The sequence below is a fragment of the Allobosea sp. Leaf344 genome, from assembly GCF_001426225.1.
Taxonomy (GTDB): Bacteria; Pseudomonadota; Alphaproteobacteria; order Rhizobiales; family Beijerinckiaceae; genus Allobosea.
In genome coordinates this window covers 241,956-262,583 of the sequence record NZ_LMRT01000016.1, presented here as the reverse complement: position 1 = coordinate 262,583, position 20,628 = coordinate 241,956, and the positions used below count along the sequence as shown (strand labels likewise).

23 protein-coding genes are annotated in these 20,628 nt (G+C 67.6%); 10 read left to right on the top strand and 13 right to left on the bottom strand.

The window, feature by feature from the left end; translation table 11 throughout:
* The first annotated feature begins 41 nt into the window (after positions 1–41).
* Positions 42–1,667: an acyl-CoA synthetase gene (locus ASG72_RS19450; RefSeq protein WP_056716190.1), complete on the top strand. Its 1,626-nt coding sequence runs from the start codon at positions 42–44 to the stop codon at positions 1,665–1,667.
* A 289-nt stretch (positions 1,668–1,956) separates the two neighbouring features.
* On the top strand, positions 1,957–2,376 hold the full coding sequence (locus ASG72_RS19445) for a DUF882 domain-containing protein (protein ID WP_082540498.1): 420 nt from the start codon (positions 1,957–1,959) through the stop codon (positions 2,374–2,376).
* Between the two features lie 105 nt (positions 2,377–2,481).
* On the opposite strand, the gene ASG72_RS19440 is transcribed toward ASG72_RS19445, so the two are convergent.
* Positions 2,482–2,670, bottom strand: a complete 189-nt coding sequence (locus ASG72_RS19440) for a DUF465 domain-containing protein (RefSeq protein WP_056716182.1) — start codon at positions 2,668–2,670, stop codon at positions 2,482–2,484.
* Between the two features lie 226 nt (positions 2,671–2,896).
* Between ASG72_RS19440 and ASG72_RS19435 the strand changes: the two genes are divergently transcribed.
* The 3 genes from ASG72_RS19435 (at position 2,897) to ASG72_RS19425 (ending at position 4,797) form a co-directional block, all read left to right on the top strand.
* Positions 2,897–3,115 carry a DUF465 domain-containing protein gene (locus ASG72_RS19435; RefSeq protein ID WP_056716179.1) on the top strand — a complete coding sequence of 73 codons (219 nt, stop codon included), beginning with the start codon at positions 2,897–2,899 and terminating at the stop codon, positions 3,113–3,115.
* 90 nt (positions 3,116–3,205) lie between these two features.
* The gene (purE, locus tag ASG72_RS19430; RefSeq protein WP_056716174.1) at positions 3,206–3,706 is read left to right on the top strand and encodes a 5-(carboxyamino)imidazole ribonucleotide mutase; all 501 of its coding nucleotides are present in this window, start codon (positions 3,206–3,208) and stop codon (positions 3,704–3,706) included.
* On the top strand, positions 3,706–4,797 hold the full coding sequence (locus tag ASG72_RS19425) for a 5-(carboxyamino)imidazole ribonucleotide synthase (RefSeq protein ID WP_056716171.1): 1,092 nt from the start codon (positions 3,706–3,708) through the stop codon (positions 4,795–4,797). The genes purE and ASG72_RS19425 overlap by 1 nt, the downstream gene beginning before the upstream one ends.
* A gap of 24 nt (positions 4,798–4,821) precedes the next feature.
* Here ASG72_RS19425 and ASG72_RS19420 read toward each other — a convergent pair whose 3' ends face one another.
* Positions 4,822–5,241: a hypothetical protein gene (locus ASG72_RS19420; protein ID WP_056716169.1), complete on the bottom strand. Its 420-nt coding sequence runs from the start codon at positions 5,239–5,241 to the stop codon at positions 4,822–4,824.
* 147 nt (positions 5,242–5,388) lie between these two features.
* On the opposite strand from ASG72_RS19420, the gene rpsU reads away from it, so the two are divergent.
* Both rpsU and ASG72_RS19410 read left to right on the top strand, forming a co-directional pair.
* Complete coding sequence (gene rpsU, locus ASG72_RS19415; RefSeq protein ID WP_056716165.1) at positions 5,389–5,622, top strand: 30S ribosomal protein S21; 234 nt, start codon at positions 5,389–5,391, stop codon at positions 5,620–5,622.
* A gap of 351 nt (positions 5,623–5,973) precedes the next feature.
* On the top strand, positions 5,974–6,861 hold the full coding sequence (locus ASG72_RS19410) for a tetratricopeptide repeat protein (RefSeq protein ID WP_056716162.1): 888 nt from the start codon (positions 5,974–5,976) through the stop codon (positions 6,859–6,861).
* 14 nt (positions 6,862–6,875) lie between these two features.
* Here the strand turns inward: ASG72_RS19410 and ASG72_RS19405 are convergent, their stop codons facing one another.
* The 7 genes from ASG72_RS19405 to ASG72_RS19375 all read right to left on the bottom strand — a co-directional run bounded on the left by ASG72_RS19405 (position 6,876) and on the right by ASG72_RS19375 (position 13,279).
* Entirely contained in the window at positions 6,876–7,358 is a 483-nt protein-coding gene (locus tag ASG72_RS19405; protein ID WP_162246268.1) for a GNAT family N-acetyltransferase, read from the bottom strand.
* A gap of 67 nt (positions 7,359–7,425) precedes the next feature.
* Positions 7,426–8,832 (bottom strand): NAD(P)(+) transhydrogenase (Re/Si-specific) subunit beta, encoded by a 1,407-nt coding sequence (locus ASG72_RS19400; RefSeq protein ID WP_056716156.1) that lies wholly within the window; start codon positions 8,830–8,832, stop codon positions 7,426–7,428.
* Between the two features lie 6 nt (positions 8,833–8,838).
* The gene (locus ASG72_RS19395; RefSeq protein WP_056716153.1) at positions 8,839–9,273 is read right to left on the bottom strand and encodes an NAD(P) transhydrogenase subunit alpha; all 435 of its coding nucleotides are present in this window, start codon (positions 9,271–9,273) and stop codon (positions 8,839–8,841) included.
* Complete coding sequence (locus ASG72_RS19390; protein WP_056716149.1) at positions 9,266–10,450, bottom strand: Re/Si-specific NAD(P)(+) transhydrogenase subunit alpha; 1,185 nt, start codon at positions 10,448–10,450, stop codon at positions 9,266–9,268. Before ASG72_RS19390 ends, ASG72_RS19395 begins: the two co-directional genes overlap by 8 nt.
* 56 nt (positions 10,451–10,506) lie before the next feature.
* The gene (locus tag ASG72_RS19385) at positions 10,507–10,794 is read right to left on the bottom strand and encodes an aa3-type cytochrome c oxidase subunit IV (RefSeq protein ID WP_056716146.1); all 288 of its coding nucleotides are present in this window, start codon (positions 10,792–10,794) and stop codon (positions 10,507–10,509) included.
* Positions 10,795–10,931: 137 nt separating this feature from the next.
* Positions 10,932–12,299 carry an AarF/UbiB family protein gene (locus ASG72_RS19380; RefSeq protein ID WP_056716144.1) on the bottom strand — a complete coding sequence of 456 codons (1,368 nt, stop codon included), beginning with the start codon at positions 12,297–12,299 and terminating at the stop codon, positions 10,932–10,934.
* Between the two features lie 95 nt (positions 12,300–12,394).
* Entirely contained in the window at positions 12,395–13,279 is an 885-nt protein-coding gene (locus ASG72_RS19375) for a 3-keto-5-aminohexanoate cleavage protein (protein ID WP_056716140.1), read from the bottom strand.
* A gap of 196 nt (positions 13,280–13,475) precedes the next feature.
* On the opposite strand from ASG72_RS19375, the gene ASG72_RS19370 reads away from it, so the two are divergent.
* Positions 13,476–13,934: a MaoC/PaaZ C-terminal domain-containing protein gene (locus ASG72_RS19370; RefSeq protein WP_056716139.1), complete on the top strand. Its 459-nt coding sequence runs from the start codon at positions 13,476–13,478 to the stop codon at positions 13,932–13,934.
* Positions 13,927–15,564, top strand: coding sequence for an acyl-CoA synthetase (locus tag ASG72_RS19365; protein ID WP_056716132.1), 1,638 nt, complete (start codon positions 13,927–13,929; stop codon positions 15,562–15,564). The genes ASG72_RS19370 and ASG72_RS19365 overlap by 8 nt, the downstream gene beginning before the upstream one ends.
* 60 nt (positions 15,565–15,624) lie before the next feature.
* On the opposite strand, the gene ASG72_RS19360 is transcribed toward ASG72_RS19365, so the two are convergent.
* Positions 15,625–16,122, bottom strand: a complete 498-nt coding sequence (locus ASG72_RS19360; protein ID WP_056716128.1) for a DinB family protein — start codon at positions 16,120–16,122, stop codon at positions 15,625–15,627.
* A gap of 56 nt (positions 16,123–16,178) precedes the next feature.
* On the opposite strand from ASG72_RS19360, the gene ASG72_RS19355 reads away from it, so the two are divergent.
* A complete protein-coding gene (locus tag ASG72_RS19355; protein WP_082540497.1) occupies positions 16,179–16,850 on the top strand; it encodes a TetR/AcrR family transcriptional regulator in 672 nt (223 codons plus the stop codon).
* 239 nt (positions 16,851–17,089) lie between these two features.
* Here the strand turns inward: ASG72_RS19355 and ASG72_RS19350 are convergent, their stop codons facing one another.
* Genes ASG72_RS19350 through ASG72_RS19340 form a run of 3 tightly spaced genes read right to left on the bottom strand, consistent with a single transcriptional unit; the run spans position 17,090 to position 20,458 of the window.
* Complete coding sequence (locus ASG72_RS19350; protein WP_056716126.1) at positions 17,090–17,938, bottom strand: DUF296 domain-containing protein; 849 nt, start codon at positions 17,936–17,938, stop codon at positions 17,090–17,092.
* The gene (locus ASG72_RS19345) at positions 17,935–19,581 is read right to left on the bottom strand and encodes an acyl-CoA synthetase (protein WP_280137765.1); all 1,647 of its coding nucleotides are present in this window, start codon (positions 19,579–19,581) and stop codon (positions 17,935–17,937) included. Before ASG72_RS19345 ends, ASG72_RS19350 begins: the two co-directional genes overlap by 4 nt.
* A 1-nt stretch (position 19,582) precedes the next feature.
* The gene (locus ASG72_RS19340; RefSeq protein WP_156396063.1) at positions 19,583–20,458 is read right to left on the bottom strand and encodes an IclR family transcriptional regulator; all 876 of its coding nucleotides are present in this window, start codon (positions 20,456–20,458) and stop codon (positions 19,583–19,585) included.
* Positions 20,459–20,628: the final 170 nt, after the last annotated feature.

The following is a 20,628-nucleotide window of genomic DNA, read 5'->3' as shown; positions in this document are numbered from 1 at the left end:
GCAGGCCCATGACCCTAGGGCCCTGTGCAGGGACTGCGCCCATGGCATCCGCCTATGACACCGATCTCGACCGCAACCCGGCCAATTTCCAGCCGCTGACGCCGCTGACCTTCCTGGAACGGGCCGCCTCGGTCTTTCCCGAGCGGACCGCGATCATCCATGGGACGCTGCGGCGCAGCTATGCCGAATTCTATGCCCGCTCCCGCCGCCTCGCCTCGGCCCTGGCCCGCCATGGCGTAAGCAAGAACGACACGGTCGCGGCGATGCTGCCGAACACCCCGGCCATGCTGGAATGCCATTACGGCGTGCCGATGTGCGGCGCCGTGCTGAACACGCTCAACACCCGGCTGGACGCCGCGATCATCGCCTTCTCCCTCGATCATGGCGAGGCGAAGGTGCTGATCGCCGACCGGGAATTCTCGCGCATCGTCAAGGAGGCGCTGAGCCTGTGCAAATCGAAGCCGCTGGTGATCGACTATGACGACCCGGTCTATGACGGACCGGGCGAAAGCCTGGGCAGCTTCGAGTACGAGGCGTTCCTGGCCGGGGGCGACCCCGGCTACGCCTGGACGATGCCGGCGGATGAATGGGACGCCATCGCGCTGAACTACACCTCCGGCACCACGGGCGACCCCAAGGGCGTGGTCTATCACCATCGCGGCGCCAGCCTGCTCGCCACATCCAACGTCGTGACCTGCGGCATGGGCCGGCATCCGGTCTATCTCTGGACGCTGCCGATGTTCCACTGCAACGGCTGGTGCTTCCCCTGGTCGATCTCGATCCTCGCCGGCACCCATGTCTGCCTGCGGCAGGTCCGCGCCAAGGCGATGTACGAGGCCTTGGCCGAGCATGGCGTCACCCATCTCTGCGGCGCGCCCATCGTGATGTCGACGCTGCTCAACGCGGCGCCGGAGGAGAAGCGCGCCTTCGGCCAGAAAGTCTCCTTCTTCACTGCCGCGGCACCGCCGCCCGAGGCCGTGCTCGCGGCCATGCAGGAGGCCGGCTTCGAGGTCACCCATCTCTACGGCCTCACCGAGATCTACGGGCCCGCCGTCGTCAATGAGTGGAACCGGGATTGGGACGCCCTGCCGGCCGCCGAGCAGGCCGCGCTGAAGGCCCGCCAGGGCGTGCGCTACCCCGCGCTCGAAGGGCTCGACGTGCTCGACCCGGAGACGCTGGAGCCCGTCCCGGCCGACGGCGTCACTCTGGGCGAGGTGATGATGCGCGGCAATGTCGTGATGAAGGGCTATCTCAAGAACCCGAAGGCGACGCAGGCGGCCTTCGCCGGCGGCTGGTTCCATTCCGGCGATCTCGGCGTGCGCTACCCCGACGGCTATATCCAGCTCAAGGACCGGTCGAAGGACATCATCATCTCGGGCGGCGAGAACATCTCCTCGATCGAGGTCGAGGACGCGCTCTACAAGCATCCGCAGGTGCAGGCCGCGGCGGTGGTCGCCCGGCCGGACGCGAAATGGGGCGAGACGCCCTGCGCCTTCGTCGAATTGAAGCCCGGCGCGCGCGTCAGCGAGGACGAGATCATCGCCTGGTGCAGGACGCTGCTCGCCTCGTTCAAATGCCCGCGCACGGTGGTCTTCGCCGAAGTCCCGAAGACGTCCACGGGCAAGATCCAGAAGTTCAGGCTGAGGGAGATGGCGCGCGCTCTGTGACGCGCCCCCCGCAACGGGACGTCGGGGCCGGCGCGGTGACGGCACGCGCCCCCTCGCAGTGGGAGGCCGCGGCGCCGGCGGCGGACGTAGCACTCTCCGCTACAACCCCTGGATACGCCTGAAATCCAGGGCGCATCTCCAGGATCAAAACGTAAACATTTCGGCGCTTCAGGTCATTCGTTCCGCTCTGCCATGTTTTGGCCCTCAGCCGAGGCTAGAGGCGCGGCACGTTGTTCAGCCAGACCGCTTTCGGTGGCGTGAACGTCCTTCCCCTCCAGTTGAGTCTATTATGCGTAACATCCTCATGGTGGCCGTGTTGGCTGCCGGCTTGCCGCAGGTCGCGCAGGCCAATCTTCCGACCGAACACGTCTCCTTCCAGCCGCAGGTGCGGGGGCTGACCTGCCTGAAGCCGGAGACGCTGGCGATGGTCAAGGAGCTGATCGCCGCGATCGGCCCGATCCAGATCACATCCACCTGCGGTGGTCGCCATGCCCGCAGGTCGCAGCATTATCTCGGCAAGGCCATCGATTTCCGGCCGCTCACCACCTCCGCCCGCCGGGCAGCGCAGGCCGCGAGGGCGATCGAGGCGGTCGGCGGCGTCGGCACCTATTCCAACGGCCTCGTCCATGTCGATGTCGGGGACCGCGAGCTCGCCTGGCACGGCAAGCGCAAATCGCGCCGCCAGGTCGCCTACGCCTCCCGTCGCTAGCATCACAGTTTCCGAGACGAACCGCGTCTCCAAACAAAAACCGGCTCCTTTCGGAGCCGGTCCTGCCTTTCCGGAACGCTGGACGGGTCGCCGCGACCCGCCGCCTCAATGCAGCGTTCGATCCGGCAGGGTCTGCCGTACACGCTCGATCTCTTCCTTCAGCAGCAGCTTCTTCCGCTTCATCTCGACCATGTTCAGCCCGTCCGTGGACGGGCGAGCCGCCGCCTGGGAGATCGCCTCCTCGAGCTGGCGATGCTTGCGTTCGAGTTCTGCGAGATGGGTCTGCAACGACATCTGGATCCTCCTGATGAGCGGTTGACCTGGTCAGTGTGACATAGAGCCGGCTTCGCGTCTGCCGGCCGCTTTCACGGCCCGGCATGACATTCTGTGATCGTTACCGGCCCCTTTCCAGCCGGCACGAATGAACCCGTGCCGACCTCTCACCGCGGCGCACGACACTTGCGGCGCGCTTTGGCTGTCCCCATAGTCGCCGCCAATCGCGGCGATGATGAGATGGCCTATGGGATTGGAATTCAGCCCGGAAGAGGTCGAGACCTTCCTGTCGGAACTCGCCCGCCTGCGCGAGGAGCATCGCGATCTCGACAGCGCCATCGACGCTCTCGAACGGGTCGGCGCGGTCAACCAGATCCAGGTGCAGCGGCTGAAGAAGCGCAAGCTCTATCTCAAGGACCGCATCGCCCAGATCGAGGATGCGCTGACCCCGGATATCATCGCCTGAGCGGCGCCCTCGCGATTCGCCGCTTGCTTCCTCAGCGTTCGCCGGTCTAGACCGCCCGCTTCCGCTCGAACCCTCCGGAAGCGATCCGCAATGGCCAAGCTCCGCCCCGAAGTCGCCATCATCATGGGCAGCCAGTCCGATTGGGCGACGATGCGCCATGCGGCCGAGACGCTCGAGGCGCTCGGCATCGCCCATGATGCCCGGATCGTCTCCGCCCATCGCACGCCGGAGCGGATGGTCAGCTTCGCGAAAAGCGCGAAGGCCGAGGGGTTCAAGGTGATCATCGCCGGCGCCGGCGGGGCTGCCCATCTCCCGGGCATGACCGCTTCGCTGACGCCGCTGCCGGTCTTTGGCGTCCCCGTGGAATCCAAGGCCCTGTCCGGCCAGGACAGCCTGCTGTCGATCGTGCAGATGCCGGCCGGCATCCCGGTCGGCACGCTGGCGATCGGCAAAGCCGGTGCGGTCAACGCGGCCCTCCTCGCGGCAGCCGTGCTGGCGCTGGGCGATGCCGCTCTGGCGGAGAGGCTCGATGCCTATCGCGCCCGCCAGACCGCCGCCATCGCCGAGCGCCCGGCGCGGGACGACGCCTGATGGACACCATGCGTTTCGCGCCCGGCGCCGTGCTCGGCATTCTGGGCGGCGGCCAGCTCGCCCGGATGATCGCGCTCGCCGCGGCCGATCTCGGCATTCGCTGCCATGTCTTCACGCCGGAAGCCGACAGCCCCGCCTTCGACGTCGCGGCGCGCCATACCCTGGCCGCCTATGAGGATGAGGCGGCGCTGGCCGGATTCGCCGATGCGGTCGATCTCGTGACCTATGAATTCGAGAACGTGCCGGCGCCGACAGCCGCCTTCCTCGCCGCGCGCGTGCCCCTGCATCCCGGAGCGCGGGCGCTGGCGGTGACGCAGGACCGGCTCAGCGAGAAGCAGTTCGTCTCCGGGCTCGGCCTCGCCGTCGCCCCGTTTCGCAGCATCGATACGCTGGCGGATCTCGAGGCCGCCGTCGCGGCGCTCGGCCGGCCCAGCGTCCTCAAGACGCGTCGCTTCGGCTATGACGGCAAGGGTCAGGTCAAGATCGCCGAAGGCACCGATCTCGCGGCCGCCTATGACATGATCGGCCGCTTCCCCGCGGTACTCGAGGCTTTCGTGCCCTTCCTGCGCGAGGTGTCGGTCGTCGCCGCCCGTGGCGGCGACGGCGCTTTCGCCGCCTTCGACGTCTGCGAGAACGAGCATCGCGACCATATCCTGGCCTTCACCCGCGTTCCCGCGCAGCTGCGCCCGCGGACGGCCGAGATCGCCATCGCCGCGGCGCGCAGCATCGCCGATGCGCTCGGCTATGTCGGGGTCTTCGCGGTGGAGATGTTCATCACCGGCGAAGGCGAGGATGAGCGCGTGATCGTCAACGAGATCGCGCCGCGCGTCCATAATTCAGGCCATTGGACCAGCGAAGGCGCGCAGACCTCGCAATTCCACCAGCATGTCCGGGCGATCTGCGGCTTTCCCCTCGGCTCCAGCCGCCGCCTGGGGCGCGTCGTCATGGAAAACCTGATCGGCGAGGCGAGCGGCGACTGGCGCGAGATCCTGGCCGAGCCCGGCGCGCATCTCCACCTCTACGGCAAGCGCGAATCCCGGCCCGGCCGGAAAATGGGGCATGTCACGCGCGTCTCGCCCGAGCCGCGCTGAAGCCCGGCTGCGCCGCGAGCCGCCTCAGCCGACGCGGCCGAGCCGCTCCCCGCGCGCCTGCCAGAAGGCCCGCACCGGCCCGGGCACGATGCCGAATCGGTCATAGAGCCAAAGCGCGAAGCCTCCGGGCTCGGCCCCGCCGGCATCGCGATAGGGCTGCATCAGGCGCTTCAGCACCGCCTTGCGATGGCGCTCCCGCGCGATGGGACGCAGGCCCGAGGCCGGCGTGTGCATCACCAGCTGGACCAGCCGCTCGATCACCACGGCCTCGGTCACCGGCGCCAGCCGCTCGACCTCCTCGTCCAGCACGCTCTGCTTCGCCGAAGCGAGCGTCAGCCCCCTGGCATAGGCGAGTTCCACCTTCTCCCAGGCCGGCAGCGCCAGCTCGCTGGCGATGAGCATGACGCGGCGCAGCGCTTCGGAATCGAGATCATGGTCGGACAAGGCGTTTTGACCCGCTTTTTGCGTGCTTTCCGGCGTGGACAGTGAAGTCGAATTCTGTTAGTGGCACAAATCTTCCGGAGACCCGTCGATTTGGCGGATGCTCCGGCCCGAACTCATTAGACCAACCCGCTGGAAACGGACAATCACGTGCAGGTTCTCGTTCGCGACAATAACGTCGATCAGGCTCTCCGCGCCCTCAAGAAGAAGATGCAGCGCGAGGGCATTTTCCGCGAGATGAAGCTCCGTGGTCATTTCGAGAAGCCCTCCGAGAAGAAGGCGCGCGAGAAGGCCGAGGCCGTTCGCCGCGCCCGTAAGCTCCAGCGCAAGAAGCTCCAGCGCGAAGGCCTGCTGCCCGCGCCGGTCAAGCCGAAGCGTCCCTGATTGTCTGCAGCGCGCGCATGGGCGGGCCCCCTGGCCTGCCTGGTCCTGCGCCCGCACAGTTGAACCTACGCGCCTGGGGTCAGCCCCGGGCGTTGTCGCATTTTCGGCAATGATCGTGCACAAGGCGGAGAGGCTGAAGCCAGCGCTCCGTGGCTTTCCGCCGCACGAACTTCGAGGCGGGCGCCGCAGCGGCGTCCGATAGCGCGTTCGGTCCGTCGTGTCGGTCTTGGTATGGACATCAAGTCTTGGCAGGACGGCCGCAGTTCCAGGGCGCTGCTGGTTGGGGAGCGCACCCACACCCGACGGGCTGCCAGGCGCAGCCGCGGCAAGCAAGGCACGGAAGCGAAACCGATGAAGCTGATGATGGACAATGGCAGGGCGCTGCTGGCCACGGCGGGCCTCGCCCTCATGCTGGCGGGCTGCGATACCGTTTCGAATATCGGCTCCCAGGCGCCCGTGGCGGAGCTCGACACCACCTCCGCAGCCGAGGCCAGCGTCAATATCGGCTCGCTCAGCGAGGTCGTGTCGCGCAATCCCAACGACCCCAACGCCTATAATACGCGCGGCGCCGCCTATGCCCGCGTCGGCCGCTTCCAGGAGGCGGTCAGCGACTTCACCAAGGCGGTGCAGCTCGATCCCAACCTCGCCTCCGCCTACACCAACCGGGCGCTCGCTCTGCGCCAGACCGGCAAGAGCGAGGCCGCGCTGGCGGATTTCACCAAGGCGATCGCCGCCAATCCGAATTATGCGCCGGCCTATATCGGCCGCGCGAATCTGCTGCGGGCCCAGAACAACAGCCAGCAGGCCCTGGCCGATCTGAACATGGCGATCCGGCTCAACCCCGAATCCGCCGAGGCCTTCCACGCCCGCGGGCTGGTCTACCAGAAGGAGGGCCAGCACCAATATGCGATCACCGATTTCGATTCCGTGATCGACCGCAACCCCTATACCGCGCCGCCCTATACCGCCCGCGGCCAGAGCCTGATCGCCGTCGGCAAGTTCGACGCGGCGCTCGAGGATTTCACCGCCTCGCTCAATGTCGACAACCGCAATGCCGAGGCCTGGGCCGGGCGCGGCCTCGCCAATGAGCGGCTCGGCAAGCGCGCCCAGGCCACCGAGGATTATCAGCGTGCGCTCAGCCTCGACGGCAACAACGCCACCGCACGGGCCGGCGCCTCGCGCATGGGCAGCGGCGGCGGCAGCGGCGGCGGCAGCCTGGGCGGCCTGTTCCGGAGCTGAGCGGGCGCGGCCCCTCAGTCCAGCAGCCTGGCCATGGCGATCGAGAAGACGCTGAAGCCGGCGCGCTCATAGGCCAGCAGGGCGGCGCCATTGCCCGGCAGCACACCGAGATGCAGGGCTCGGCAGCCGGCCTGCCGGGCGAAGCTCTCGGCCGCGGCGAGCAGCGCCTGGCCGATCCCCGTGCCGCGATGGGACGCGGCCACCACGATGTTCTCGATCAGCACATGCTGGCGCAGCGGCTCCAGCACATAGGGCCCGGTCTCGCCCAGGCGCAAAGCGAGATAACCGACGCAGCACCCGCCGGCCTCGGCGACGAGCTGCGCCCCGCCATGATCGGCCGTCTCCTGGCTGTCGGCCGCGAGCAGCGCCGCGGCCGTGTCCAGGCCCGTGGCGCGCGTCGCGCTGAGCCCGGCCTCATGCGCGGCGAGCTCCATCAACAGCCCCAGCACGGCCTCGCGGTCGCCTTCCTGCATGGGGCGGATGGTGGCGGCGCTCATGCGCATGTCCTCGAAACGCAGAAGGCCGGCGCGAGGCCGGCCTCCGCAGGCATTGCAAGGGCGCCGGTCAGTGCGCCATGGCCTTGACGATCTCGTCCGTGACCTTCTTGGCGTCGCCGAACAGCATCATCGTATTCGGGCGGAAGAACAGCTCGTTCTCGACGCCCGCATAGCCCGCCGCCATGCCGCGCTTGATGAACAACACGGTCTTGGCCTTTTCGACGTCGAGGATCGGCATGCCGAAGATCGGCGATTGCGGATCGGTCTTCGCCGCCGGATTGGTGACGTCGTTGGCGCCGATGACGAAGGCCACATCGGCCTGGCCGAATTCCGAGTTGATGTCCTCGAGCTCGAAGACCTCGTCATAGGGCACATTGGCTTCCGCCAGCAGCACGTTCATATGGCCGGGCATGCGCCCCGCCACGGGATGGATGGCATATTTGACCTCCACCCCCTCCTTCTTCAGCAGATCCGCCATCTCGCGCAGCGTGTGCTGCGCCTGCGCCACCGCCATGCCGTAGCCCGGCACGATGATGACCTTGCCGGCGTTCTTCATGATGTAGGCGGCGTCGTCCGAGGAGCCCTGCTTCACCGGCCGCGCCTCGACCGCACCGCCCGCGCCGGCGGCCGCGTCGTCGCCGCCGAACCCGCCGAGGATGACGGAGATGAAGCTGCGGTTCATCGCCTTGCACATGATGTAGGAGAGGATCGCGCCGGACGAGCCGACCAGCGCGCCGGTGATGATCAGCGCCATATTGCCGAGGGTGAAGCCGATGCCGGCCGCGGCCCAGCCGGAATAGGAGTTCAGCATCGACACCACGACCGGCATGTCCGCCCCGCCGATCGGGATGATCAGCAGCACGCCGAGCGCGAAGGAGACCAGCACGATCAGCCAGAAGACGACATGGCTCTCGGTCTTCAGGAAGATCAGCAGCAGCACCACCAGCGCGATGCCGAGCCCGATATTGATGCCGTGGCGCTGGGGCAGCATGATCGGCTTGCCGCTCATGCGCCCGTCGAGCTTGAGGAAGGCGATGATCGAGCCGGTGAAGGTGATCGCGCCGATGGCGACGCCGAGCCCCATCTCGAACAGGCTCGCGCCCTTGATCGTGCCGGTGCGGCCGATGCCGAAGGCCTCCGGCGCATAGAGCGCCGCCGCCGCCACCAGCACCGCCGCCAGGCCGACCAGCGAATGGAAGAAGGCGACGAGCTGCGGCATCTGCGTCATCTGCACGCGCCGGGCCATATAGGCGCCGATGCCGCCGCCGATGGCGATGCCCGCGATCACCAGGAACCAGCCGGAGAAGCCGGCCGGCGGGAAGAACAGCACCGTCGTCAGGATGGCGATCGCCATGCCGACCATGCCGTAGAGATTGCCCTTTCGCGAGGTGGTCGGATGCGACAGGCCGCGCAGGGCCATGATGAACAGGACGCCGGCGACGACGTACAGAAGGGCGGAGAGGTTCGCGGCCATGTGGCGTCAGACCTTCTTCTTGTACATCGAGAGCATGCGCTCGGTGACGAGGAAGCCGCCGAAGATATTCACCGATGCCAGCACCAGCGCGATGAAGCCGAAGATCTTCGCCCAGACCGGGCCGTCGCCCATGGCCGGCAGGGCATCGACGCCGACGGCGAGCAGCGCCCCCACGACGATCACCGAGGAGATCGCGTTGGTCACCGACATCAGCGGGGTGTGCAGCGCGGGGGTCACCGACCAGACCACGTAATAGCCGACGAAGACGGCGAGCACGAAGATCGCGAGCCGGTAGACCGTGGGGTCGACGCCGCCGGTGGCGAGGCTGGCCGCGACCGCCGCCTGCTCGGCGTATTTCTCGGCCAGCTCTGCCGCCTGCCGCGCCAGCGCCGCGGCGGAGCGGGCCTGTTCGAGCGCCAGTTCGGGTGTCGGATTAGCCATTGGTGACGCTCCCCTCGACGACGGGCTCGGGCTCGAGCTCCTGCTTCGCTGCGAAGTTCGGATGGATGACGGCGCCGTCGCGGGTCAGGGCTGTCGCCTTGACCAGCTCATCCTCCCAATTCACCGCGAGCACCTTCTCCTTCTTGTCGATCAGCGTCTCGACGAAGGCGAAGAGGTTCTTGGCGTACAGCTGCGAGGAGGTCGCGGCCAGCCGGCCCGGCAGGTTGAGATGGCCGACGATCCTGACGCCGTTCTCCGTCACCACCGTCTCGCCCGGCCTGGCGAGCTCGCAATTGCCGCCCCGCTCCACTGCGAGATCGACGATCACCGAGCCGGCCTTCATGCTCTGCACCATCGCCGCCGAGATCAGCTTCGGCGCGGGGCGGCCCGGAATTAGCGCGGTGGTGATGACGATGTCCTGCTTGGCGATGTGGCTCGCCGTCAGCTCGGCCTGCTTCGCCTGATATTCCTTGGACATCTCCTTGGCGTAGCCGCCGGCCGTCTGCGCCTGCTTGAACTCGTCATCCTCGACAGCCAGGAATTTCGCGCCGAGCGATTCGACCTGTTCCTTGGTGGCGGGGCGGACATCGGTGGCGGTCACGATGGCGCCGAGGCGTCGCGCCGTGGCGATGGCCTGCAGCCCGGCGACGCCGACGCCCATGATGAAGACCCGTGCGGCCGGGACGGTGCCGGCCGCGGTCATCATCATCGGCATCGCCCTGCCATATTCGGCCGCGCCGTCGATCACCGCGCGGTAGCCGGCGATGTTGGCCTGGGAGGAGAGCACGTCCATCACCTGCGCGCGCGTGATGCGCGGCATGAATTCCATGGCGAAGGCGGAGACCCCGGCGCGGCCCAGCGCCGCGACGGCCTCCTCATTGCCATGCGGATCCATGATGCCGAAGACCAGCGCGCCGGCCGGGAGCGCCGCGATCTCGGCCTCGCCCGGGCGGCGGACCTTGAGCACGATCGCCGCCCCTGCAAGCGCTTCCGCCGCCGAGGGAGCGATGGTCGCGCCCGCGGCCTGGTAATCCGCATCCGAGATGCCGGAGGCCAGCCCCGCCCCCGTCTCCACCGCGACCTCGGCCCCGAGGCCAATGAACTTGCGGACGGTTTCCGGCGTCGCGGCGACGCGGGTCTCCGCCCCCTGGGTTTCGGCTGGCACGGCTATGCGCATGGCAGGGCGAGGCCTCTCGGGCTGGAGGATGAGCGAGGCGGCTGGCGGCGTCCGTCCTAGAGGACGGCGAGCGCCAGCAGCAGCAGGACGAAGGGAATGGCGGGGGCGCGCCAGCCGATGGACCGCGAGGCGATCCCGACGGCGGAGGCGACCAGCGTCAGCAGCGTGCCGAGGATCGCCGTGCCCCAGGCATGGGCCGAGCCGCCGACGGCCAGCGCCGTGACGATGGCGAGGCAGGCGACGGTGCCGACTTCGGCGAAATGGATGAAGCCTTCATAGGTGCGCTCATGCTCCGCATAATCCATCTGCGGGACGTCGCCAGCGCTATGTTCGTGGTGAGCCATGAATGAGGTTCCAGCATGCGAATGTGATCCCCTGCCTTAGCGCAACTGCGAAGGGTCTGGCAACGGAGCACGGGCGCGCAGCCGGGGGACGAAGCGCTCCGGCGCGGGATGGACGGGAACCGGATCCTGCGCGGGTTTCAGGCCGTCGCAGCGAGCCCGGCGGCGCGCAACGCCGCCGCCTGCGCCTCCGCGACGCGCTGCACCGAGAAATCGGCGATCTCCGCCTCGAACAGGCGGTGGAAATTCAGCTCCGCATCGAGATGCAGGAAGACGCCGCCGAGCCCGATGGCGGCGCGGTCCATGAAGACGAATTCGCGCGGCACCTTCACCGGCCCCTTCGCCTTCAGCGCCTGATGCACCTCGAAGGCCTGGCGCCTGCCATATTCCGCCGGGCTGACATCCTCGGCGATGCGGCGGGTCCGGTCCTCCAGCAGCGGGCCGTAGATGAAGCGCGCCCAGATGTTCAGCGTGTCGACGAGATGGCGGGTCAGCCCCTGGAAGCCCCAGACCTCATAGGCCTGGACGACGCGCGCCTCGTCCCCTTCCAGCAGCCCGCGATAGAGATCCACCACCCCGCCGACGAAGGAGGGCGGGAAGATGCGGATGCAGCCGTAATCCAAGAGGTTGATGCCGGCCGGCGCCCCCTCCTCCGAAAACACCGTGTAATTGCCGAGATGCGGGTCGCCATGGATGACGCCGTGATGGCTGAAGGGACGCCACCACGCCTTGAACATCGCCGTCGAGATGCGGTTGCGCGCGTCCTGGCCGTCCTGCTTGTGGTCGAGGATGCGGTCGCCCTCGAGCCAGTGCATGGTCAAGAGCCGCTTGGTCGAGAGCGTCGGCTCCAGCGCCGGCACCCGCACCTCGGGCGTGTCGGACAGGATCGCGTCGTAGAGCGCGACATGCTTCGCCTCGCGCAGATAATCCAGCTCCTCGCGCACCCTGGCGCCGATCTCCTTGGCGATTTCGCTGGTGTCGATCACCGGATCCATGCGCCGATGCAGCGCGAACAGGATGTCGAGCTGGGAGATGTCGGCCTCCACGGCCGATTCCATGTCGGGATATTGCAGTTTGCAGGCGACGTCGGCGCCACCCAGCGTGCGCGCGCGGTGGACCTGGCCGAGCGACGCGGCGGCGGCGGGCTTCAGCTCGAACTCGGCGAAGCGCTCCCGCCAGCCGGCGCCGAGCTCGGCCATCATCCGGCGCTTGACGAAGGCCGCGCCCATCGGCGGCGCCTGCGACTGCAGCTTCTGCAGCTCCTCGGCATATTCCGGCGGCACCACGTCGGGGATCGTGGCGACGAGCTGCGCCACCTTCATGATCGGGCCCTTCAGCCCGCCGAGCGCCTTGGCCAGCGCCTCGGCATTGGAGAGATTGCGCCCTTCGAGCCCGAACAGCCTGGTGCCCGCGATGCGCGCCGCGACCCCGCCGACATTGGCTCCGACGCGGGCATAGCGCGCGGCGCGGGCGGAAAAGCGGTTGGCTTCGCTATCGCGGTCGGACATGGGGCAAGGCGCCTTCGGTGAGAACTCACCGACTGCATGTAGGGCCTGCCGGCGCCAATGCCAGCATCTGCGGCACCGCGGCCGGCGGGCTCTCGCTAGCGCCCGGCCGCCTTCAGCGCCGCCCTGACCTCGGAGACGGAGGCGGCGCGCCCTCCCGCGGCCTCGACGAGGCGCAGGCTGCGGGCGACGAGGTCGCGATTGCCGAGCGCGCAGCCGAACGGCGCATCCTCCAGCCCCGCCCGCACATGCACCCCGCGCGCCACCGCCGGCCCGATCAGCTCCGTCAGATCGACCCCGAGCCCGGCGATCATCACCGGCGCGCCCGGCGCATCCTCCGCCAGCAGCTTCAGATGCGCGTCGAGCGCCCATTCGCGCGGCGGGAAGCCCCAGGCGAAGGCGTCGGAGAACATCAGCCGGTAGATCGGCACCGGCATGCCGGGATAGGCCTTCGCCAGCGCGGCGCCCAGGCGGGTGAAGCCCGGCTCATAGATCGCATAGCTCGGATGGACCTTGTGGCGCTGCGCCACCTCCATCCCCTCGCGGATATGCTCGCCGGGGTTCTGGTAGATGAAGCCGGGCTCGCCCTCCGGTATGCCGGCGAAGGTCGTCCAGTTGCAGGAGCCGGGGTCGAGCACGCCCCATTCCACCAGCCCGCGCCGGGCGAGCTCCTCCAGATGGGTATAGCGGCCCGAGCCGATGATATCGCCGGCATAGCCGGAGCCGACGATCGGGATGGTGGGGTAGACGATGGCGTCGACCTTGGCCCGGATGCCTTCGATCGCCTGGGCGTAGAGCTCCCAATCGTCGCGCTGCCGCCCGGTCTCGACGTCATAGACATGCAGATGGACGATGGCCGCGCCCGCTTCCACGGCCGCGATGCCATCCGCGACGATCTCCGGGATGGTGATCGGGATGCCGGGTTGCCGCTCCTTGCCCCAGGGGCCGTTGATCGCGGCCTCGATCCAGATCGGTGTGGTCATGCGGCTCATCCTCGTGCGGAGTGTCGGGGGTCCGGCGCGTCGCCCTATCCGGGTTCTCGACCGAGCCTACAGCATGGCGCGGCGCCTTTCTCTCCGCACTCCTGCAACCCCTCGCGGGACGAAACGCACCGGCCGGGTGCTTGTCAGCCGGGCCAAGCCGCGTGCCTAATCGCGAAAAGGAACGGGGCGGAGCGCCATGGGTCTGTATTTCGAGGAGTTCACCACCGCGCTGCGTGTCGTCACGCGCGGCCGCACGGTGGGCGAAGGCGACATCACCTTGTTCTCCGGCCTCTCGGGCGATTTCAACCCGCTGCATGTCGACGCCGAATATTGCGCCACGACACCGTTCCAGGAGCGCATCGCCCATGGCCCGCTGACGCTCGCCATGGCGATCGGGCTGATGTCGCAGCAGAACCTGATCGACGCCACGACGATGGGCCTGCTCGACCTGAATTGGAGCTTCGCCGGCCCGGTCCGGATCGGCGACACCGTCCATGCCGTCGTGACCTGTACCGAGACCCGGCCGACCCGCAAGCCGGATCGCGGTATCGTCACGCTGCGGCTCGACGTCGTCAACCAGCGCGGCGAACAGGTCCAGACCGGCCATCTCAAACTGCTGATGAAGCGCCGTCACCAGGACGTCTCCGATGCTTGAGCGGCACGCGACCTTTCAGGAGACCCTGGACCGGTTCCAATGGCGCATCCCGGCCCGGTTCAATATCGGCACGGCCTGCTGCGATGCCCATGCCGACGGCTCGGGCCGCCCCGCTCTGCTCTATGAGGAGCTGGACGGCACGCTCTCCGTCACCAGCTTCGACGCGCTGAAGGCGCAGAGCAACCGCCTCAGTAACATGCTGCGCGCCCATGGCGTCGCCCCCGGCGACAGGGTCGGCATCCTGCTGCCGCAGCGGCCGGAGACGGCGCAGGCGCATATGGCGATCTACCGCATGGGCGCCGTCGCCTTGCCGCTCTTCACCCAGTTCGGCCCGGATGCGCTGGAGCACCGGCTGCAGCACAGCGGCGCCCGCGCGCTGATCACCGATGCGGAGAATATCGGGAAGATCGAGGCGATCCGCGCCGCCCTGCCCGAGCTCGCCAGCATCTTCGTCATCGGCGGCGCCGGCCATCCCGACCTCGCCCTGGAAATGGCGCGCGCCTCCGACAGTTTCGCGCCGCTCGACACCCGCGCCGACGATCCGGCCCTGATCATCTACACCTCGGGCACCACCGGGAAGCCGAAGGGCGCGCTGCACGCCCATCGCGTGCTGCTCGGCCATCTCCCCGGTGTGCAGCTGCCGCAGGAGTTCTTTCCGCAGCCGGGCGATCTGTTCTGGACCCCAGCCGATTGGGCCTGGGCGGGCGGGCTGCTCGACGTCCTGCTGCCGAGCCTCTATTTCGGCACGCCGGTGCTGGCCGCCCGCGCCCGCAAATTCGATCCGGAGGCCGCCTTCGACCTGATGGCGCGCCGGCATGTGCGCAACGCCTTCCTGCCGCCGACGGCGCTCAAGCTGATGCGCCAGGTCGAGAATCCCCGGCGCTTCGGCCATGCCATGCGCTCGATCGGCACCGGCGGCGAGACGCTCGGCGCCGATATGCTGGCCTGGAGCCGCGACACGTTCGGCTTCGAGGTCAACGAGTTCTACGGCCAGACCGAGGCCAATCTGATCGTCTCCAACTGCGCCGGCCTGTTCCCCGTGCGCCCCGGCTCGATGGGCCGCGCCGTGCCCGGCCACCGGGTCGCGGTGATCTCGCCCGCGGGAGAGATCCTGCCCGCCGGGCAGCCCGGGCTGATCGCGGTGGCGAGGCCAGACCCGGTGATGATGCTGGAATATTGGCGCCAGCCCGACGCCACCGCCGCGAAATTCATCGGCGACTGGCTCGTCACCGGCGACACCGGCTCCTGCGACGAGGACGGCTATTACTGGTTCCAGGGCCGCGACGACGACATCATCTCCAGCGGCTCCTACCGCATCGGCCCCGGCGATATCGAGGATTGCCTGATCCGCCACCCCGCCGTGCTGATGGCGGCGGTGGTCGGCAGCCCCGACCCGGTGCGCACCGAAGTGGTCAAGGCCTTCATCCTGCCCCGGCCGGGGATCACGCCCGATCCGGCGCTCGCGGCGGAGATCCAGGGCTTCGTGCGCGAGCGCCTCGCCGCCTACCAATATCCGCGCGAGATCGAATTCGTCACGGAACTGCCGATGACCGCGACCGGAAAAATCCGCCGCAAGGATCTCCGAGACCGGGAGGTGGCGCGCAAGCGTGGGGCTGGGGCTCAATCCTGACAGGTTCCGGTTCCAGCACGAAGCGCAGTCAGCATCAGGCAGGTATCAGCCCGTCCCCCCTCACCGTCGTCTTGCTGGTTCTGAACTGTGCAAGAAGACCGCAAGAGTATCCCACGGCAGATCCGCACCGATTTGGGAAAGAATCCGACCGATCTCACCACGATGGACCGCACCATGAAGGACCACATGCATCAGCATTTCTCCCCGTGACATGCTGCCCTTGTCGCCATCCGTGAATGCAAACGAAATCCGCTCCCTCAGCTCGTCCTGGGATAAGGATTGGACATAGTCGAGATACCACCTGTCGGTCTGCTCAATGGACGCACGAAGCTCCGCAAGTGCCGGAGTGGGGATTGTCTTATCAGACAGGAAGCCGTGATTCTCGCGGGAAAGGTGTGCCGAAAATATCCGGGCAACGACATTGATGTGATCCATCAACCGTAGACCCGCCTCGTATTCTACACTATTTTTCTTTTTGTCGAGCAGCTCAAGTTTGTCCAAAAATTCACTGTCAGCCCATAGCTGATATGACATGAGTGTTAAGAGCGCGTCGTTCATTTATGTTATCCTTACGGCATGGCGAACGTCCCCATTGTCGATCTGAAGGAGTCTACGTGTCTACTCGCATTGTTGGAGCCTTGCAGGGACTTCGAAAACCCCCTCGCCAGGCCCGGTCCAAGGCCACTGTCGAAGCGATTATTGAAGCAGGAGCTCGCATTCTCGCGGAAGTTGGATGGGCTGCATTTACCACCAACAAAGTTGCCGAGACCGCTGGTGCAAGCGTGGGCTCGCTCTACCAGTACTTCCCGAACAAGCTGTCCTTGATCCAGGCGATCCGGCGTCGCCACCTTGATGACTGTCTAGCCGCTCTCCGCCGTGTTGACGCGAGTGGGACGCACGGGCAGTCACTTATTGCTATGTGGATCGACGCCTTGATTCGAACGCACAGCGCCCATCCACGCCTGCACCGTATTCTTCTGGATGAGGCACCAAATTTCGAAGCGTTCCGCGACCCCAACAGCGTTTTCGAGACCGAATACATCCAGTGTTACGTGCGCGCTGTCATGACATTGAGAAGCGACTTGCAAGAGGCCGAGGCGCAGCTTATTGCTATCGTGCTTTCCGACGCGTTGGATGGCGTTGTCCACAATGCCGCGCGTCGTGGAACACTGGGCTCACCAGAACTTCGGCAGGAGCTCATCAAGCTGATGACAGTTTATCTCATGCCTTCTGCTGGGCGCGCGTCTAACTCCAACGTTCGAAATACGGCGGCGCATTGCCGCTGACCGCGACCGGAAAAATCCGCCGCAAGGATCTGCGTGATCAGGAGGTGGCGCGCAAGCGTCGGACGGATATTCCTCTCAGAGACCGTTTGAAATATCCTCAGCTCTCATCCTGAGGAGCCATTCCGTCGGGAATGGCGTCTCGAAGGATGCGCCAGAAGGCTCCGGCGTCCGCTGAACCATCCTTCGAGACGCGACTTCGTCGCTCCTCAGGATGAGGGCTCGCATTCTCAGACGGTCTCTCAGACCGCCTCCAGCACCAGCTCGAAGGTCATCAGCACGGGGTTGTCGCCGCGCTGCAGCCGGCCCTGCGCCATGGCGCCGGTATAATCCACCAGCGCCACGTCGATCGCCGTCTCGGCCCCGTCCGGTGTCACCACACCGCTGCGGATCGCGACCTCGGTCGCGAAATTCTCGACGCTGCGGCCATCCTCGAAGCGCGCGCCGATCGTGCTGCCGACGCCGCCGTGGATCACCGCCCGCCTGATGCCGCGCGCGCTGCAGAACGTCTCCAGCGCCGTGGCGACATCGATGTTCGGGCGCAGGCGCAGGGCGAAGAAGCGCCCGTCGCGGGCCGTGCCCATCGCCGCCGTGGCCGCCGGGCCGAACAGCTTGAAATTGGTCTCGCCGTCGAGATAGGCGGCGAAGCCCGCACCGTCGAGGCCGACAGCCGGCAGCGTCGCCGGCTCGGCCACCATTGTCTCGTCCGGCATGATATGCCCGCCATTGCGCCGGCCCGACGCCTCCTGCCACAGCGCATGGCAGTGGAAGAACGGCGCGCCGTCCCGCAGGCCGAAGCTCATCGCGCCGGTCTCGATCCGGGCGATCCCGGCAGGCCGGAAGATCTCGCTGTAGAAGGCGGCATGCTCGGGGGTCTTCGACAGCGCCGGCATCACATAGGCGAAGGGCGAGAGCGCGACGCCGTCGACCCGCACCACCCCGCTGGTGAAGCCCGCCGCCGCGAAGCCGCGGCGGATGCTCTCGACCAGCGGCAGACCCGGCTGCAGCGCCAGATCGAAGCGCCGGCCATGGCTCTCCACCCATTCCACCCGCTCGCCGGTGGCGGGCCCCGGCTGGGCGATATGCCTCATGACGCGGCTCCCCGCAGCCAGTCGAGCTCGCCACGGGCCTCCAGCTCGTCGCGGACCAGCCGCTTGGGGACCTTCCCATAGCCGGATTTCGGCAGCGCCTCCCAGAAGAAAAAGCGCTTCGGCATCTTGTAGCGGGCGATCTTCTCCGAGAGGAAGGCGGCGATCTCGGCCTCGCTGGCCCGCGCCCCGGGCCGCGTCACGCAGACGGCGACGCCGATTTCGCCCCAGACCGGATCCGGCACGCCGACCACCGCCACCTCGGCGATGGCGGGATGGGTCAGCACCTTCTCCTCGATCTCGCGCGGATAGATGTTGGAGCCGCCCGAGATATACATGTCCGAGGCGCGGCCGGTGATGTAGACGAAGCCCTGCTCGTCCATATGGCCGAGATCGCCGGTCCGGAACCAGCCATTGCGGAAGGCCTTGGCATTGGCCTCGGGATTGTCGAAATAGCCGGCGAAGACGGCCGGCCCGATCACGCAGATCTCGCCCTGCCGGTGCGGCGGCAGCTCCGCTCCCTGATCGTCCTGGATCTGCACCTGCATGCCGGTTCGCTCGAAGCCGCAGGTGCCGATGCGCGCCTCCGGCCCGTCCTCCTGCCGGTGCAGCGCCGGCGGCAGCACGGTGATGTTGCCGGTCACCTCGCCCAGGCCGAAATATTGCACCAGCACCTTGCCGAGCTTGCCCAGCGCCGCCTTCTGGTCCTCGCGATACATCGGCGCGCCGGCATAGATGATGTAGCGCAGGCTGGAATGGTCGTGCTGGTCCACGGCCGGATGCTCGACCAGCATCTTCAGGATCGTCGGCACCGTGAAGATGTTGGTGATCCGGTAGCGCGCGATCAGGCGGAACGCCTCGTCGATGTCGAAACGCTCCGAGGGCAGCAGGATCGTCGTGGCGCCCCGCGCCGAGAGCACGAGCTGGTGGACGCCCGCCCCATGCGACAGCGGCGCCACCACCAGCGAGGCATCGGCCTCGGTCGCGCCGGGCACGAGATCGGCGAGGTGGTTGGTGATGACGAAGGCCATCTGGCCATGGGTCAGCACCGCGGCCTTGGAGCGTCCCGTCGTTCCCGAGGTGAAGAAGAACCAGCAGGGATCGTCATGCTCCACGATCGTGTCGGGGACGTTCGTCCCGGCATGGCGGGCGATCACCGCGCCGATTTCGTCGTCGCCGAAATCCCCGGGCCCGATGCGCCAGGTGAAGTCGGGCGCCGGCGAAAGCGCCGCCACCGCCGCGGCATGCGCCGGGAAATCCCCATGGCAGAGGAAGCAGCGCGCCCCCGACGAGGTCGCGAGATAACCGACCTCGTCCGGCAGGAGCCGGAAATTCGTCGGCACCCACACGGCGCCGAGCCGGAACGCCGCGAACATCGACACGAACATCGCGTCGCAATTCTTGGAATGGACGAGGATGCGGTCGCCCTTGCCGATGCCACGCGCCGCCAGACCGGCGGCCAGCGCCGAGACCTGGGCTTCGATCTCGGCCCAGCTCCAGCTGCGCTCGCCCCAGATGAAGGCGGGGTGATCGGCCAGGCGGCGGGCGTTCTGCCGCACGATATGCGCCAGGTTCATCACCCGGCGCGACATCGGCGCCAATCCGCCCTTGGGCCCCTCGCTTCCAGCAAAACCGGTGTCGTTCAAATCAGGCACTCCCGAAGGCAGGTTTGCGGGCTGTCGGCCTCGTCTGGCGGACGATCGCGTCGATCGGCTGGAGACCGGGCCGGCCGCCGGGCTTCGACAGGAACATGCGGGCGAGCAGGCGCTCCATCTCGGCCACCTCGGCCAGGAGCTGGCGGGCGAGCTCGGGCTGGCGCGGCGGCTGCATCCGGCTGTCGATCGCGGCCAGGCTCAGCGCCCCCGCGACACGCCCGTCGGGATAGCGGAAGGCCGCCCCCATGCCCCAAGAGCTGGCGACGAGCCGCCCCGGATTGAGCGAGACACCGCGTTCCCGCGTCAGTTTCAGATCCGCCATCAGCTCATCGGGCGGAAAACCCGGATATTGCGCCAGCAGCACCCGCTCATTGGCGGCCATCACCTGCGCCACCTCCTCGTCCGGCAGGGCGGCGAGCATGGCGAGCGAGCCCGCCCCCACCCCGAGCGGATGCTGGGAGCCGACCTGCAGCGCATGCGTCCGGACGGGATAGGTGCCCTCCTCCCGGTGCAGGCAGACGGCCGAGGTCTCGCGCCGCACGGTCAGAAAACTCGTATCCATCGTCGTCTCGGACAGGCGCCGGAGCCCGGGCTGCGCCAGCTCGAGCAGGCTGTGGCGGCGCGCCGCCAGGATGCCGAGCACGAACGCCTCCTCGCCCAGGCAGTAATGCCGCGTCAGCGGCTCCTGCTCGACCAGCCCGCCACGGATCAGCGCCATCAGCAGGCGCCTGGCGGTCGGTTTGTTCAGCCCACTCTCGCTGACGATCTCGCTCAGCGGCAGGCCGCCCGCCGGCTCGCGGCCGATCAGCGCCAGCAGGCGGAGCGCGCGATCCACGCTCTGCGATCCGGAGATGTCGCTCCGTGACACGCTGACCTGCTCCACCCTGACGGTCCCTCATTGGTCCACATCATGGACCTTGTTCTTATCCGACAAATGGTAGATTGGCGCTTTGCTGATTGCAATCCCCGGTCCGATGTGTAGTCTCCAAGGTAAGCGATCGCCATGTTGCTGCACAATGTGGAACGGTCGAAGCCGAT